The sequence below is a fragment of the Arthrobacter sp. 01N444 genome, assembly GCF_056399305.1.
This window is the reverse complement of sequence record NZ_JBFTRB010000015.1, coordinates 84,483-97,934: the sequence shown is the minus strand read 5'-3', so window position 1 is coordinate 97,934 and position 13,452 is coordinate 84,483. Positions and strand designations below refer to the sequence as shown.

General features: G+C 68.7%; 16 protein-coding genes. 12 read left to right on the top strand and 4 right to left on the bottom strand.

What is annotated here, in order from left to right; genetic code table 11:
* Genes AC1DKN_RS16050 through AC1DKN_RS16035 form a run of 4 tightly spaced genes read left to right on the top strand, consistent with a single transcriptional unit; the run spans nucleotide 1 to nucleotide 3,755 of the window.
* Entirely contained in the window at nucleotides 1–1,215 is a 1,215-nt protein-coding gene (locus AC1DKN_RS16050) for a glycerate kinase (protein ID WP_476871841.1), read from the top strand.
* On the top strand, nucleotides 1,208–2,551 hold the full coding sequence (gene allB, locus AC1DKN_RS16045) for an allantoinase AllB (RefSeq protein ID WP_476871840.1): 1,344 nt from the start codon (nucleotides 1,208–1,210) through the stop codon (nucleotides 2,549–2,551). Before AC1DKN_RS16050 ends, allB begins: the two co-directional genes overlap by 8 nt.
* Nucleotides 2,552–2,562: 11 nt before the next feature.
* Complete coding sequence (locus tag AC1DKN_RS16040; RefSeq protein WP_476871839.1) at nucleotides 2,563–3,213, top strand: winged helix-turn-helix domain-containing protein; 651 nt, start codon at nucleotides 2,563–2,565, stop codon at nucleotides 3,211–3,213.
* Between the two features lie 44 nt (nucleotides 3,214–3,257).
* A complete protein-coding gene (locus tag AC1DKN_RS16035; RefSeq protein ID WP_476871838.1) occupies nucleotides 3,258–3,755 on the top strand; it encodes a peroxiredoxin in 498 nt (165 codons plus the stop codon).
* Between the two features lie 51 nt (nucleotides 3,756–3,806).
* On the opposite strand, the gene AC1DKN_RS16030 is transcribed toward AC1DKN_RS16035, so the two are convergent.
* Nucleotides 3,807–4,505: a serine hydrolase gene (locus AC1DKN_RS16030; protein WP_476871837.1), complete on the bottom strand. Its 699-nt coding sequence runs from the start codon at nucleotides 4,503–4,505 to the stop codon at nucleotides 3,807–3,809.
* Here AC1DKN_RS16030 and AC1DKN_RS16025 point away from each other — a divergent pair.
* The 4 genes from AC1DKN_RS16025 (at nucleotide 4,480) to AC1DKN_RS16010 (ending at nucleotide 6,608) form a co-directional block, all read left to right on the top strand.
* Complete coding sequence (locus tag AC1DKN_RS16025) at nucleotides 4,480–4,665, top strand: hypothetical protein (protein WP_476871836.1); 186 nt, start codon at nucleotides 4,480–4,482, stop codon at nucleotides 4,663–4,665. The genes AC1DKN_RS16030 and AC1DKN_RS16025 overlap by 26 nt on opposite strands.
* A gap of 313 nt (nucleotides 4,666–4,978) precedes the next feature.
* Nucleotides 4,979–5,458, top strand: a complete 480-nt coding sequence (bcp, locus tag AC1DKN_RS16020; RefSeq protein WP_223913421.1) for a thioredoxin-dependent thiol peroxidase — start codon at nucleotides 4,979–4,981, stop codon at nucleotides 5,456–5,458.
* 199 nt (nucleotides 5,459–5,657) lie between these two features.
* The gene (locus AC1DKN_RS16015) at nucleotides 5,658–6,314 is read left to right on the top strand and encodes a hypothetical protein (RefSeq protein WP_476871835.1); all 657 of its coding nucleotides are present in this window, start codon (nucleotides 5,658–5,660) and stop codon (nucleotides 6,312–6,314) included.
* A gap of 27 nt (nucleotides 6,315–6,341) precedes the next feature.
* Nucleotides 6,342–6,608, top strand: a complete 267-nt coding sequence (locus AC1DKN_RS16010; protein ID WP_476871834.1) for a hypothetical protein — start codon at nucleotides 6,342–6,344, stop codon at nucleotides 6,606–6,608.
* 129 nt (nucleotides 6,609–6,737) lie between these two features.
* Here AC1DKN_RS16010 and AC1DKN_RS16005 read toward each other — a convergent pair whose 3' ends face one another.
* Nucleotides 6,738–7,586, bottom strand: a complete 849-nt coding sequence (locus AC1DKN_RS16005) for a class I SAM-dependent methyltransferase (protein WP_243180654.1) — start codon at nucleotides 7,584–7,586, stop codon at nucleotides 6,738–6,740.
* 89 nt (nucleotides 7,587–7,675) lie between these two features.
* Between AC1DKN_RS16005 and AC1DKN_RS16000 the strand changes: the two genes are divergently transcribed.
* The 3 genes from AC1DKN_RS16000 (at nucleotide 7,676) to purM (ending at nucleotide 10,966) form a co-directional block, all read left to right on the top strand.
* Nucleotides 7,676–8,059 carry a hypothetical protein gene (locus AC1DKN_RS16000; protein WP_476871833.1) on the top strand — a complete coding sequence of 128 codons (384 nt, stop codon included), beginning with the start codon at nucleotides 7,676–7,678 and terminating at the stop codon, nucleotides 8,057–8,059.
* Between the two features lie 64 nt (nucleotides 8,060–8,123).
* Nucleotides 8,124–9,800, top strand: coding sequence for an amidophosphoribosyltransferase (gene purF, locus AC1DKN_RS15995; RefSeq protein WP_476871832.1), 1,677 nt, complete (start codon nucleotides 8,124–8,126; stop codon nucleotides 9,798–9,800).
* Nucleotides 9,797–10,966: a phosphoribosylformylglycinamidine cyclo-ligase gene (gene purM, locus AC1DKN_RS15990; RefSeq protein WP_223913416.1), complete on the top strand. Its 1,170-nt coding sequence runs from the start codon at nucleotides 9,797–9,799 to the stop codon at nucleotides 10,964–10,966. The genes purF and purM overlap by 4 nt, the downstream gene beginning before the upstream one ends.
* Nucleotides 10,967–11,108: 142 nt before the next feature.
* Here the strand turns inward: purM and AC1DKN_RS15985 are convergent, their stop codons facing one another.
* Together AC1DKN_RS15985 and AC1DKN_RS15980 are read right to left on the bottom strand one after the other, a co-directional pair.
* Nucleotides 11,109–11,891, bottom strand: coding sequence for a VOC family protein (locus AC1DKN_RS15985; protein WP_476871831.1), 783 nt, complete (start codon nucleotides 11,889–11,891; stop codon nucleotides 11,109–11,111).
* 262 nt (nucleotides 11,892–12,153) lie between these two features.
* Nucleotides 12,154–12,387: a DUF3073 domain-containing protein gene (locus AC1DKN_RS15980; protein ID WP_018774150.1), complete on the bottom strand. Its 234-nt coding sequence runs from the start codon at nucleotides 12,385–12,387 to the stop codon at nucleotides 12,154–12,156.
* Nucleotides 12,388–12,680: 293 nt separating this feature from the next.
* On the opposite strand from AC1DKN_RS15980, the gene AC1DKN_RS15975 reads away from it, so the two are divergent.
* The gene (locus AC1DKN_RS15975) at nucleotides 12,681–13,451 is read left to right on the top strand and encodes a septum formation family protein (RefSeq protein WP_476871830.1); all 771 of its coding nucleotides are present in this window, start codon (nucleotides 12,681–12,683) and stop codon (nucleotides 13,449–13,451) included.
* Nucleotide 13,452: the final 1 nt, after the last annotated feature.

The window sequence follows — 13,452 nt, the reverse complement described above, 5'->3', positions numbered from 1 at the left end:
ATGCGCGTCGTCATAGCGCCGGACAAGTTCAAGGGATCGCTCTCGGCCCCGGACGTCGCCCGGCACCTCGAAGCAGGGCTGCAGAGGGCTTGCGGTGGCAATCTGGAGGTACTGCGGATTCCCGTGGCCGACGGCGGCGAGGGCACCCTCGATGCCGCCGTCGGCTCCGGCTTCACCCGCCGCAGCGCCGTCGTCAGCGGCCCCACCGGCGCGCCGATCCGGGCGGAGTTCGCGGTCCGCGGACGCGAGGCGGTCATCGAGATGGCCGCCGCGTCCGGCCTCGCCGTCCTGCCCGGCGGCAGGGGCGGCCGCCCTGATTCCGCCTCCGCCAATGGCGCCAGCAGCAAGGGAACCGGCGAACTGATCCGGGCCGCGCTCGACGCCGGGTGCCGGCAGATCATCCTGGGCGTCGGCGGCAGCGCCAACACCGACGGCGGCGCCGGGGTCCTGCAGGGACTCGGTGCCAAGCTCCTCGACGCCGACGGCAACGAACTTCCGCCCGGCGGTGCGGCCCTGGCCCGGCTGGACTGGATCGACTTCTCCGGCTTCGATTCCCGCCTGGACGGCGCACGCTTCGTACTCGCCAGCGACGTCGACAACCCGTTGCTTGGTGCCCAAGGCGCCGCTGCGATCTTCGGTCCGCAGAAGGGCGCCGACCCCGAGGACGTAGCAGCCCTCGACGCCGCCCTGGCCCGCTTTGTGGACGTGCTCTGCGCCGAAATCGGGCCCCGGGCGCGGAAGGCTGCGGACGCTCCGGGTGCCGGGGCTGCCGGCGGCGTGGGCTACGCAGCCATCGCGGTACTGGCCGCGACCCGCCGGCCCGGCATCGACGTCGTCCTCGAATTCACCGGGCTGGCCGAGCGGCTGGCCGGCGCGGATCTGGTGATCACCGGCGAAGGCAGCCTCGACGAACAGACCCTGCTGGGCAAGACTCCGGTGGGCGTTGCCCGGGCGGCGCGCCGCGCCAAGGTTCCGGTGGTCGCGGTGTGCGGCCGGTCCGTCCTGACCCCGGAGCAGATCAGCAGTTCCGGGTTCCTCGCAGTCCACGCTTTGACGGAGCTGGAAAGCAATGTAGACACATGTATAGCCGACGCCGCGGCGCTGCTGGAGCGCCTCGGACGGCAACTCGGCGAGCAATTGGCCAACGTGGCGCACTCCGCGCAGGGCGCCCGCGCCCTGGACAGTGCTCCGGGAAAGGAGACCCTCAGTGTCTGAAGAAACCTACGACGTCGTCTTCCGCGGGCAGCGGGTGCTGACCACCGCCGGCATCGCCGCCCGGGAAGTCGGCATCCGCGGCGGCGTGATTGTCGCGATCGAGCCGCTGGGCAAAGGCCTCTCCGGCCGTGAAGTCATTGAACTCGCCGACGACGAGACCCTCCTGCCGGGCCTCGTGGACACCCACGTGCACGTCAATGAGCCCGGCCGGACCGAGTGGGAGGGATTCGCGTCCGCCACCCGGGCGGCAGCGGCCGGCGGCGTCACCACCATCATTGACATGCCGTTGAACAGCATCCCGCCCACCACTACCGTGGAGGCCCTGAAACTGAAGCGGGAGGTGGCCGGGGACCAGGTGTTCGTGGACGTCGGCTTCTGGGGCGGAGCCGTCCCGGGCAACAAGAACGAACTGCGGCCGCTGCACGACGAGGGCGTTTTCGGCTTCAAATGCTTCCTGCTGCACTCCGGCGTGGACGAGTTCCCGCACTTGGAAGCGGACGAAATGGAACAGGACATGGCCGAGCTCAAGTCCTTCGACTCGCTCATGATCGTCCACGCCGAGGACTCCCACGCGATCGACCACGCGCCCCACCCCGGCGGCGACCACTACTCCACGTTCCTGGCCTCCCGCCCGCGCGGGGCCGAGAACAAGGCCGTCGCCGAGGTCATCGAACGGGCCCGCTGGACCGGAGCCCGCGCCCACATCCTGCACCTTTCCTCCTCCGACGCGCTCCCCATGATCGCCACCGCCAAGCGCGACGGCGTTCGCCTCACCGTGGAAACGTGCCCGCACTACCTGACGCTGACGGCCGAGGAAATCCCGAACGGCGCCACAGCCTACAAGTGCTGCCCGCCGATCCGCGAAGCCTCCAACCGCGAACTGCTGTGGGCCGGCCTGCAGGACGGCACCATCGACTGCATCGTCTCGGACCACTCCCCGTCCACCCTGGACCTGAAGGACCTGGAAAACGGTGACTTCGCCGTGGCCTGGGGCGGCGTCTCCTCGCTGCAGCTGGGCCTGTCGCTGATCTGGACCGAGGCCCGGCACCGCGGTATCCCGCTCGAGCAGGTTCTCTCGTGGATGGCGGCAAAGCCGGCCCAACTCGCCGGCCTGGGCAACAAAGGCCAACTGGCGCCGGGATACGACGCCGACCTCGCCGTATTTGCCCCGGACGAGGCTTTCGTTGTGGATGTCTCCAAGCTCAAGCACAAGAACCCCATCACCCCGTATGACGGCAAGGCGCTTTCCGGCGTCGTCCGGCAGACCTACCTCCGCGGCACCCTGATCGACGGCCGGACCCCGGCCGGCAAGCTAATCCGCCGCGGCGGCGTGTGAGCCAGGCGGCCGTGGCCGGCACCCCACCCGCCGTTCACGGACTGGCCCGGAATAACGGGCAGGCACGGCAGGCCGGCCTCACCGCGAAGGGACTGGCGGTCTGGGTCACGGTGCCGGACGACTCCGACGTTGACCCGGTGTGCCTGGCCCGCGCGGCCGAACTCGTGCTCGGCCGCGCCCTCAGATGTGCCCCGGAGGCGGAAGTCCACTTTAGGCCCGCCGCCGGAGCCGCAACATCCGCCGTCGTCCCGTCCCCCGGAGACGACGGCACCCCGGCGGGAACAGCAGATCCCGCCGGGGACACCGGCGGGGCGGGCCTGGAGCCCGTCCCCGGCAGCATCAGCCGGCTCGCCGTCGACCTCGCGGCCGGAGACGCCAGGCTGGATGGAGAGCGGGTGCCCCTGACGGATCTGGAGTTCACGCTTCTGAGATGTCTCGTGCAGAACTGCTCCCGCACGGTAAGCCGGCAGGAGCTGCAGCTTTGCCTCGACGCGTTCGACACCCCGGGCGCGGCAACCCGGTCCATCGACGTGTACGTCGGCCGGTTGCGCCGGAAACTCAAGAGCTGCCGGCACGCCGTCGTCACTGTCCGCAGCGGCGGCTACCGCTTCGTCCCCGGTCCGCGGGCGACGGTCCGCGGACCAGCGGAATACAGCATCTGAGCTCCGCTGCCACAACCATCCCGACCCTCGATCGAAGGAACTGCATGCAATCCACCGCCACCACCAAGCTGCACGCCATCACTAAGCTGCACAGCGAAGATCCAGCACCCGGGTTCACGCTGCCAGATGCTGCGGGCCGCCGGATCTCCCTGGCCGATTATCGCGGCAAAAGCGTCATCATCTACTTCTACCCCCGCGCAGCCACTCCCGGGTGCACCACCGAGGCTTGCGACTTCCGAGACAGCCTCGCTGCCCTCCACGGCGCAGGCTTCGAGGTCCTTGGCATCTCACCCGACGCCCGGGAGGCCCTGTCCGCCTTTGCCGCGGAACATGCGCTCACGTTCCCCCTTCTCGCGGACGAAGACCACGCTGTGGCCCTCGCGTACGGCGCCTGGGGCGAGAAGCTGATGGACGGCGAGGTCCGCGAAGGCACGGTCCGGTCCACCGTGGTTGTCGGTCCCGATGGCAACGTGGTCTTGGCGCAATACCACGTCAGTCCGCAGGGCCACGTGCGGGCGCTGCGGGAGGAGCTTGGCATCTAGGGGCTCGGACGCCATGCGGGCGGACCCGGACGTGCGCGGGCTGGAAACGGCCTAGAAGAGGGCGTCCGCCACCGCCTGCGTCAGCTGATGGATCACTTCAGTGCGTTCCGGGACGTCGCTCAGGTCCTGGCCCTTGGTGTAGATGACCAGCGCGTATGCGGTGCCGTCCCGGGCGAGGATGCCGGCGTCGTGCAGCTCACCGCCCAGGAGCCCGTACTTGTGGAAGACCGTGATCCCTTCCGGAACGGCGGCGGGAATGAGCGTTTCGTAGTTGGTGTCCTGCATATAGGACAACAGCTCGGCGGTGTCCCCGGCGTTCAGGAGCGTCCCGGAGTAGAGCCCCGCCAGGATCGTCGCCATTTCCGCCGGTGTCAGCGTGTTGATTTCCGGGTCATAGCTCACGCCCAGCGATGCCGCGTACTCCGTCAGCTCCTCGTGGCCCACGGCATCCATGATCAGCGACCACGAGTCGTTGTCGCTCTGCTGGATCATCTCCCGGAGCTGGAAGCCGGCGGTGTAGCTCCCCAAAGGGTCATCGAGGCTGGCCGCCCCGGTTTCGACCAAGTGGTAGTAGGCCGCCGCGGCCAGGACTTTGGCTGTGCTCGCGGCCACGAATTTCTCCCGGACACCGTATTCGTGGACGTCCGCGGTACCGGCGCCCTGGGAGAGGCCGATCAGCGCCACGCCGATCTGGTACTGGCTGTTGGCAGCGAGAATGGCCTGGATGCGCGCGTCCAGGGCAGCGTCCACCGCGCTCGACGCCGGGACCGCCGGGACCGCCGGATTGAGACTGGCTGACGGCGAAGCACCGGCCTCAGCCGTCGTCGCGGCAGACGGCGCGGCCGACGTCGTCGTGGGATTCGCCGCCGTGGGATTCGCCGCCGTCAAGCGGGCTTGCGCAAAGGAATAGATACCTGCGGCCAGGACGACCGCGAGCACTGCTGCACAGACCGCACCCATCAAGGCCCGTGGCCGGACGGTCACTCGACGCGCCCGCGGCCGGAAGTGCGCCCGAATCCAAATCGTCGCTGCTGTGGATTTCGCTGTTCCATAATGACTTCAATCTAGCTACGGCAGCTATGCCGGAGCTATGAAAAAGCTGTCGGCCCCAAGCCTGCCAAAGCCGCCCCGGACGGGTCCTTGCCAGACCCAGGCGGCGGAATACAGCCTCGGTCCACGATGTTGTGCATCACAGACCCGTTGTCCACCCCCGAAGGATCATCATGAGCGCAAACATGACCGTCAAGCTTCAGCCGGGCACCCCGGCCCCGGATTTCACCCTGCCTGACGCCGAAGGCAAGCCGGTTGCCCTGGCCGACTACCGCGGCAAGAACGTCATTGTGTACTTCTACCCGCAGGCGGCAACCCCCGGCTGCACCACCGAGGCGTGCGATTTCCGCGACAACCTCGCGTCCCTGCAGGGCTCCGGCTACGAGGTCCTGGGCATCTCCCCCGACGCCCCCGATGCCCTGGCCCATTTCACCGGCGACTTCGCCCTGACCTTCCCGCTCCTGGCCGACGAGGACCACGCCGTGGCCCTCGCCTACGGCGCGTGGGGCGAGAAGCTGGTCCACGGCGAGGTCACGGAGGGCATCGTCCGCTCCACCGTGGTGCTGGACCCCGAGGGCAAGGTCAAACTGGCGCAGTACCAGGTCAAGGCCCAGGGCCACGTGGCGTCGCTGAAGGAAGCGCTGGGCGTCTGACGACGCACCGCTCCACGGCGTTCTCGCGGCGTTCTCGGGGCGGATTCGGACCACCGCGGCGGAATCGGACAGATGCAGCACGGATCCGCGGCGCGCGGTTCCCATAGCTGCGCGCCGGTCCGAAGCCGCAGCGGAGTAGTTTTCCACATCCGCCCCGCAGGTGGTTGTCCGGCCCCGCAGCGCGGGCCACCATCGGGGCATGGACCTACCCCGACTGATTCTCAGCAGCGACCTCGCGCGCCTCGGCCAGGACGCACGGGGCCTTGCACGGCAGGCGAAAGCCGGGCAGCTCCGGCGCATAAGGCAGGGCGTGTACGTCCGGGCCCACGAGTGGGAGGCGCTGCCGCCGTGGGACAGGAATCGGGTCCTCATCCGGGCGGCTGCTTCCACATTGCGGAGCCGGACCGTCTTCTGCCGCCAGTCCTCCGCTGTGCTGTGGGACATGCCGGTTCTGGGCCACAGCCATCTGGTGCATGCCTGCACGTCCGACGGCAGCGGCGGGCGCTCGCGCGCCGGGGTCCGCCGGCATCTGGTCGATTTGGGCTCGGTGCAGATCGAGGAACGTCACGGGCTCCTGGTCACAGACCGTGTCCGGACAGCACTGGACCTGGCCGCCTTCGAATCGTTTGAGCAGGGCGTCGCAGTATTCGACCATGTCCTGGGGCCGCGGCCTGGCAACCTGGCACCGCTCAGCCGCGGGGAACTCGACGCCGGCATTGGCGGCAACTACACGGCAGCCGCGGCCCGGCGGATCCGGACCGCCCTGCAGTTTGCTGATCCTGCATCCGGCTCCCCTGGAGAATCGGTGAGCCGCGCTCTGATGTACCGGCTCGGCTTCCGGATCCCGCTCCTCTAGGTCGAAGTTCGTGATGCCCGGGGGCTGGTGGCGTTCACTGACTTTGACTGGCCCGATGATCAGCTTTGCGGAGAGTTCGACGGCCTCGTGAAGTACCGCAACGCGGAGTACCTCCGGGGCCGGACCCCAGCCGAGGCCCTCACCGACGAGAAACGCCGGGAGGACCGGATTCGTGCCACCGGCCGCCGGGTGATCCGTTGGACGTGGTCGGAGCTGGCCAATCCCGGAACATTCTCCGCATTCCTGGCGGACGCCGGCGTTCCCCGGCAGCCGCTCCCAGCCTGTGGGCGCTGATCATCCCGCCACTGTCCCGGGAATTCGCTACGAAATCGGACCCGTGCAGCGCGGATCCCCGGCGCGCCCGTCCGAAACCGCAGCCCCTGTCCGAAAACGCCGCGAAAACGGGCCCGGGACGCCAGCCGGCTACACCTTGGTCCCCGCCACCACGGTGGCGGTGGACCGGAGCCGGATCGCGCCGTCGTGCTCGTAGCGGCCCAGCAGAGCGAACACATCCGAGCGGATCAGGGCCCGCGACTCCGCGTCCGCCTTGGCCAGGCCCATCGCCACGGTGGTCGCGATGTCGGTCATGAACTCCCAGTAGCTCTCCGGGGATTCGTGCACCAGGTCGGTGCTGACCTGATGCTCGGCCACCTCGGCGAGCCCGGCCTCCTTGAACATCCGGGTCATGAACCCAGTGGGTGCGCAGCGGAACAGCCCGGGAGTCTCGGCGGGCGGAATGGGCAGTTCCCGGTGCCGGGCAATTGTGCCCAGGATCAGGCTGGCCCAGGGGTTTGCCGCCGCGCGTCCCCAGACGACGGCGCCCACCCGGGCGCCCGGCCTCGCGGTGCGCGCCATCTCTGCCATGGCCGCGGACATCACCGGGAAGAACATCAAGCCGAAGTGGCTGTACACGGCGTCGAACGTGTTGTTGCGGAACGGCAGGGCGGCCGAATCGCACACTTGAAAGTCCAGGTTGTTCAGGCGCCGGGCCGATGCCTTCTCTTCGGCCACCCGGAGCATCCCGGCCGAAATGTCAGTCAGGACCACACGGCCTTCCGGCACCTGCGCGGCCACGTTGAGGCCGGGCTCCCCCGTGCCTGCCGCGACGTCCAGCACCGCTGAGTCGGGGCGGAGCCGGAGCTCCTGGCGGAGGGCGTCGCCGAACGGGGCCTGCCAGCCGAGCAGTTCCGCGTCCCATTTCTTCCAGCCCGCCGAGAACTCATCCCAGAGCAAGCGCTGCTCCTCACGAACACGGTCGGCTGAGGCTAACATGGCGGATCCTTAGCTCGTCTGTACCTAGCCCTAGTCTGCTCTGGGATGCGGTCCGCGGCAATGAGTCGAAGGGCAGTAGGCTTAAGGGCATGTCTCCCCACGAAACCCCCGGCACAGCAGGCAACGACCCCCAGCGGGAACCGGCACAGGGGAACGTTCAGGGCGGCGTTCCGGAGCGCCGTGAGGTCACCGTCCGCCGGGCCCCGAAATATGTGCCCTTCCTGATCCTGGGCGGGCTCCTGGGCGTGGCCGTCGCGGCCATCATCGCCTACGCCCTGCCCGGTGACCCGAGCTTCGACCGCTCCTCGGTCTTCGGCTTCTTCATGGTCCTCTGCGCGGCCGGCGGCGTGATCGTGGGTGCCGCGATCGCCCTGGTCCTGGACCGGCGGAGCGTCCGCCGCGCCGAGCACGCCGTCGTCGAATCCGCACCGGACGCCGACGACGACGAGGGCCGCGACGGGAACCTCCGCTGAAGGGCGTCAGGTCATAAACCGGCCGCCGGAAAAGTCTTAGCGCACATCGTGAGATAATCGACCAGTGGCACGCGGCGATGGAAAACTTTCTCATGATCTTCTCCCAGGCGAAAAAGGCCCTCAGGACGCATGCGGCGTCTTCGGGGTCTGGGCACCCGGTGAAGAAGTAGCAAAACTCACCTACTACGGGCTGTATGCACTGCAGCACCGCGGTCAGGAGTCGGCTGGCATAGCAACCAGCGACGGCAAGCGGATCAACGTCTACAAGGACATGGGCCTCGTTTCCCAGGTCTTCGACGAGACCACGCTGAACACCCTGACCGGGCACCTGGCCGTCGGCCACTGCCGCTATTCCACTACCGGTGCGAGCCACTGGGCCAACGCCCAGCCCACCTTGGGCGCGACGTCCACGGGCACCGTGGCCCTGGCCCACAACGGCAACCTGACCAACACGGCCGAGCTCAAGGCGATGATCGAGGACCGCAACGGCGGAAACCTCAGCGGCGAGATGAAGCAGGGCAACACCTCCGACACCGCGCTGGTGACCGCGCTCCTGGAGGGCGAAGAGGGCAAGTCCCTGGAGCAGACGGCCATGGAGCTGCTGCCCATGATCAAGGGCGGTTTCTGCTTCGTCTTCATGGATGAGGGCACCCTCTACGCGGCCCGCGACACCTACGGGATCCGCCCGCTGTGCCTGGGCCGGCTTGAACGCGGCTGGGTGGTTGCCTCCGAGCAGTCCGCCCTCGCCACCGTCGGCGCCAGCTTCATCCGCGAAATCGAACCCGGCGAATTCATCGCGATCGACGAGGACGGCGTCCGCTCGCAGCGCTTCGCCGAGGCGACGCCGGCCGGCTGCGTTTTCGAATACGTCTACCTCGCCCGCCCGGACGCCTCCATTGCGGGCCGCTCGGTGTACGAATCCCGCGTCGAAATGGGCCGCCAGCTGGCCCGCGAAAACACCCAGGAAGCGGACATCGTCATTCCCGTGCCCGAATCCGGCACCCCCGCGGCGGTGGGCTACGCCGAAGAATCCGGCATCCCCTTCGCGCACGGCTTCGTCAAGAACTCCTACGTGGGCCGCACGTTCATCCAGCCCTCGCAGACGCTGCGCCAGCTCGGCATCCGGCTCAAGCTCAACGCCCTCGAATCCGTGATCCGCGGCAAGCGTGTCGTGGTGGTGGACGACTCGATCGTCCGCGGAAACACCCAGCGCGCCATCGTGCGGATGCTCCGGGAGGCGGGCGCCGCAAGCGTCCACATCAAGATTTCCTCCCCGCCGGTCAAGTGGCCCTGCTTCTACGGCATCGACTTCGCCTCCCGGGCGGAACTGATCGCCAACGGCGCCACCATCGACGAGATCACCCAGGCCATCGGCGCCGACTCGCTCGCATACATTTCCGAAGACGGCATGATCGACGCCACCCGCCAGCCGCGCGAGCGTCTCTGCACCGCCTGCTTCACCGGCAAGTACCCGATTGAGCTGCCCGGCGCTGACAAGCTCGGCAAGAACCTGCTCGAGCGCACCGACCTCGGCGGCCTCCCAACCGCCGCCGGCGCGGCTGATTCCGCCGCGGCGCCCTCCGGTGCCGCCTCCGACGCCGAACCCGGCACCTCCATCGCCGACGATCCGGCCGAGAAGGCCGGCGCCACCGGCTGCGATCCGGGGCCGGACTCCGAATTCGAAGAACTGCTCACCGATGCCGACCGCGTCACCACAGCCGACAAGAAAGAGCCAGTATGACTTCCGCCTCCCCGGCCGCTGACATGAACGCCGCACAGAACGCCGGCATCACCTACGCCTCCGCCGGCGTCGACGTCGAAGCGGGAGACCGCGCCGTCGAACTCATGAAGGACGCCGTCAAGGCCACCCACAACGCCTCGGTGATCGGCGGCGTCGGCGGGTTCGCTGGCCTCTACGACGTCTCCCGGCTGCTTACCTACAGGCGCCCGCTGCTGGCCACCTCCACCGACGGCGTCGGCACCAAAGTGGCAATCGCTCAGGCCATGGACATCCACGACACCATCGGCTACGACCTCGTCGGCATGGTGGTGGACGACATCGTCGTCGTGGGCGCCGAGCCGCTGTACATGACCGACTACATCGCCTGCGGCAAGGTGGTCCCGGAGCGCATCGCCGACATCGTCCGCGGCATCGCGGCCGCCTGCTCGGTCGCCGGCACCGCCCTGGTGGGCGGCGAAACCGCCGAACACCCCGGCCTGCTCGGGGAACACGAGTACGACGTCGCCGGTGCCGCCACCGGCGTTGTCGAGGCCGACCAGCTGCTCGGCCCGGACCGCGTCCGCGCCGGCGACGTGGTGATCGGCATGGCCTCCTCCGGCCTGCACTCCAACGGCTACTCGCTGGTCCGCCGCGTCATCAACCACGCCGGCTGGGCCCTGGACCGCCAGGTCTCCGAGCTAGGCCGCACCCTGGGCGAGGAGCTCCTCGAGCCCACCCGCGTCTACGCCGCGGACTGCCTGGACCTCGCCCGCACCTTCCCGGTGAACGGCTCCGCGGGCGGCAAGGCCGTCCACGGCTTCAGCCACGTGACCGGCGGCGGCCTCGCAGCCAACCTCGCCCGCGTCCTCCCGCAGGGCTTGCTGGCCACCGTCGACCGCTCCACCTGGGAGCTCCCGGCCATCTTCAAGCTGGTTTCCGAGCTCGGCAACGTCCCGCTGGCCGACCTCGAGCGCACCCTGAACCTGGGCGTGGGCATGGTCGCCATTGTTTCGCCGGAAGCGGCCGACGCGGCCGTGAACCGGCTCAACGACCGCGGCCTGCCGTCCTGGATCATGGGCACCGTCGAGCAGAACTCGGATGCGGTCCTCAAGACCGGCCCGGATTACGTCCAGGGCGCCAAGGGCGTCGACGGCGGCGCCGTCCGGCTGGTCAACGCCTACGCCTAAACAGGCCCGACCCACGTCGAGTGCTCCCCAGCCGTTTTGAGGTCTCAAAACGGCAGCTGGGCCCACGCCGGCAGGGTTCCCTGGCCGAGCTTGCGAGGCGAGGGGGCCGGTGGGAAGCACTCGAACCGATTAAGCCGCGGCCCTAAACCTCCAGCAGGCTGAAGACGCCGCCCTGCGGATCTCTGAGGGTGGCGATGGTGCCGGCTTCCTCGATCTCATCCGGTTCGATCAGCACGACGCCGCCCGCGGCCACCGCAGCCTGCACCGCCACTGCGACGTTGGAGACGCCGAAGTAGACCTGCCACCCCGGCTCGAGGGTGTCCTGCGCGTCGCCGGGAACCCGGGCGATGCCGGCCACCTCGGCACCGCCCACCATGAGCGTGGTGTAGGTGCCGCCGTCGTCCTGGGGGTATTCGGTGACGTCGTGCCCGAAGAGCTGCTGGAAGAAGCCGACGGCGGCCTGCGGTTCCGGCGTGAGCAGTTCAGCCCAGGCCAAGGTGCCCGCCTCCTGGCTCCGGCCGGCTCCGATGTGGCTGCCGGCCTGCCAGGCCCCGGTGGTTCCGCCGCCGGGCGGGGCGAAGAAGACGATGACGCCGGTGTCACCGATCTCCTCGGGGCCGAATTCAAGGTGCCCGGGGGAATGCGCCAGTTCGGCGGCCAGGTCCCGGGCGTCGTCGACCGCGAAATACACGTTCCACCGGCCCGGTTCGGCCGCGGCTTCCTGCCGGGCGTTCTGCGGAGCGAGCACGGTAACCAGGTCGTCGCCCAGGAAGGCTTTCGCGTAGCTGCGTCCGTCGGGAGTGGGCAGGTCTTCGTACCGCCAGCCGAAAACCTCCGTGTAAAAGACCTTCGCTGTCTCCACGTCGGGGGTCTGGAGGTCTGTCCAGCAGAGCTCGCCCTCGGCGAATCCTTTGCGCATGGTCATGGCAGTCCTTCCGGGGCATCGGTGTGGCGTCCGGGAAAATCCGGCACGAACAACCTAGCCCGGTGCCCCGCCGGTGACAACTGCGCCGGCTCATCCGCGGCGAAGCGCGGGCCAGCCGGCCGCCCGGATACGGAAGGCTGCGGGCACAAGAAAGGCCGCCGGCCACGCCTGTTACAGGTGTGGCCGGCGGCCTGAAAATCTTTGGCTGGCACCGCGGTGCCGGATGGATCCCCCGGAGAAAACTGCCGGAAGGAAGCGTCGACTAACCTATACGACGGGAATCAACCTCGTCGTCGTCGTCTTCCACATCGTCCGCGTACTTATCCACATACGCTGAATAATCCGGTTCAACCGGGTCATCCGCGAAGTGGCTCGTGGCACGACTTCCCGGGCCCGTGAGCTCGCGCTGGAGGGCCGAATAGTCAGTGTTCGGGGAGTAGTACTTGATGTCCCGAGCCTGCTTGGTAGCTTTTGCCTTTTGACGGCCGCGCCCCATGGCGTGACCCCCTTTTGTACTTGGACCGGAGGTGGTCACCATTTGGCGATAGGTGAGGCCCCGGAATGTTTGGTCAATTTGTCGTACACCTAGATTACATGCTTTCGGCGCCAACTGCTCGCCGGGCCGCCCCCTGTGGACAGTGTGGCGCCTCCCGCAACGGTGGCCGGAGCCACCGGCGCATGCGCGGTGCCGCGCATCTTCGATAGAGTTTCGTGATGTGCGCCCAGAAAAGGGCCGCTACGCCGGGCCTCCAGCCCCGGCAAAGACGCACGGAAGTGGTGAATTTCTCAGTGACCGAAGAGAATCCAAGGAACGACGCCGGGGCCATCCCGCCGCCGCCCTCGAGGCCGCCGACGTCCGCCCTGCCCGTCATTACAGCCGACCGTGCGCGGCCCACGAATCCTGCGGCGGCACCCGCAGCGGCGAAACCCGCGCGCCCGGCCCTTGCCGGCACCGCGTTCGCCGGCGCCAGGAAAGCGCTCTCACGCACCAAGAAGGCTCTCTCACGGCGGGCACGCCCCCTGGTCCGCCGGATCCGCCGGCAGGGGCCAAAGCGGCTCGGCGCGGCCGTGGCCGCCCTGGTGGTGCTTGCGGTTCTGGTCTGGTGGGCTGTGGCCGCATTTGCCGGCAGCGGCCAGGCCTCCGCGGAAAACGACAGCCCGGCCCCCGCCGCTTCGTCGGCGTCCGCCCCCGCCAGCCGCGGGGCGTTGCCGCTGGAGGGCGTCAGCCCCCTGGACTTCCAGCTGCGGGACTGCTTCAAGGACTTCGACCCGGATGCGCAGCAGTCCACCGTCGTGGACTGCGCGACCGGCCACTCGGCGCAGCTGGTCGCCGTGGAAAAATACGGGCCAGATGACTCGTACCCCGGCCGGGACCAGCTCAAGCAGAAGGCACGCGATGCCTGCAAGGCGGCTCCGCTCACGGCAAAGGCCGGCGACTACGACCTGAGCTACAAGCTGGCCTACCCGAGCCCGCGCAGCTGGGAGATGGGCGACCGGCGGGTCGACTGCTACGCCGCGACGAACGGCGGAAACGTCATCAAGGAGTCCCTGCTGCCCTAGG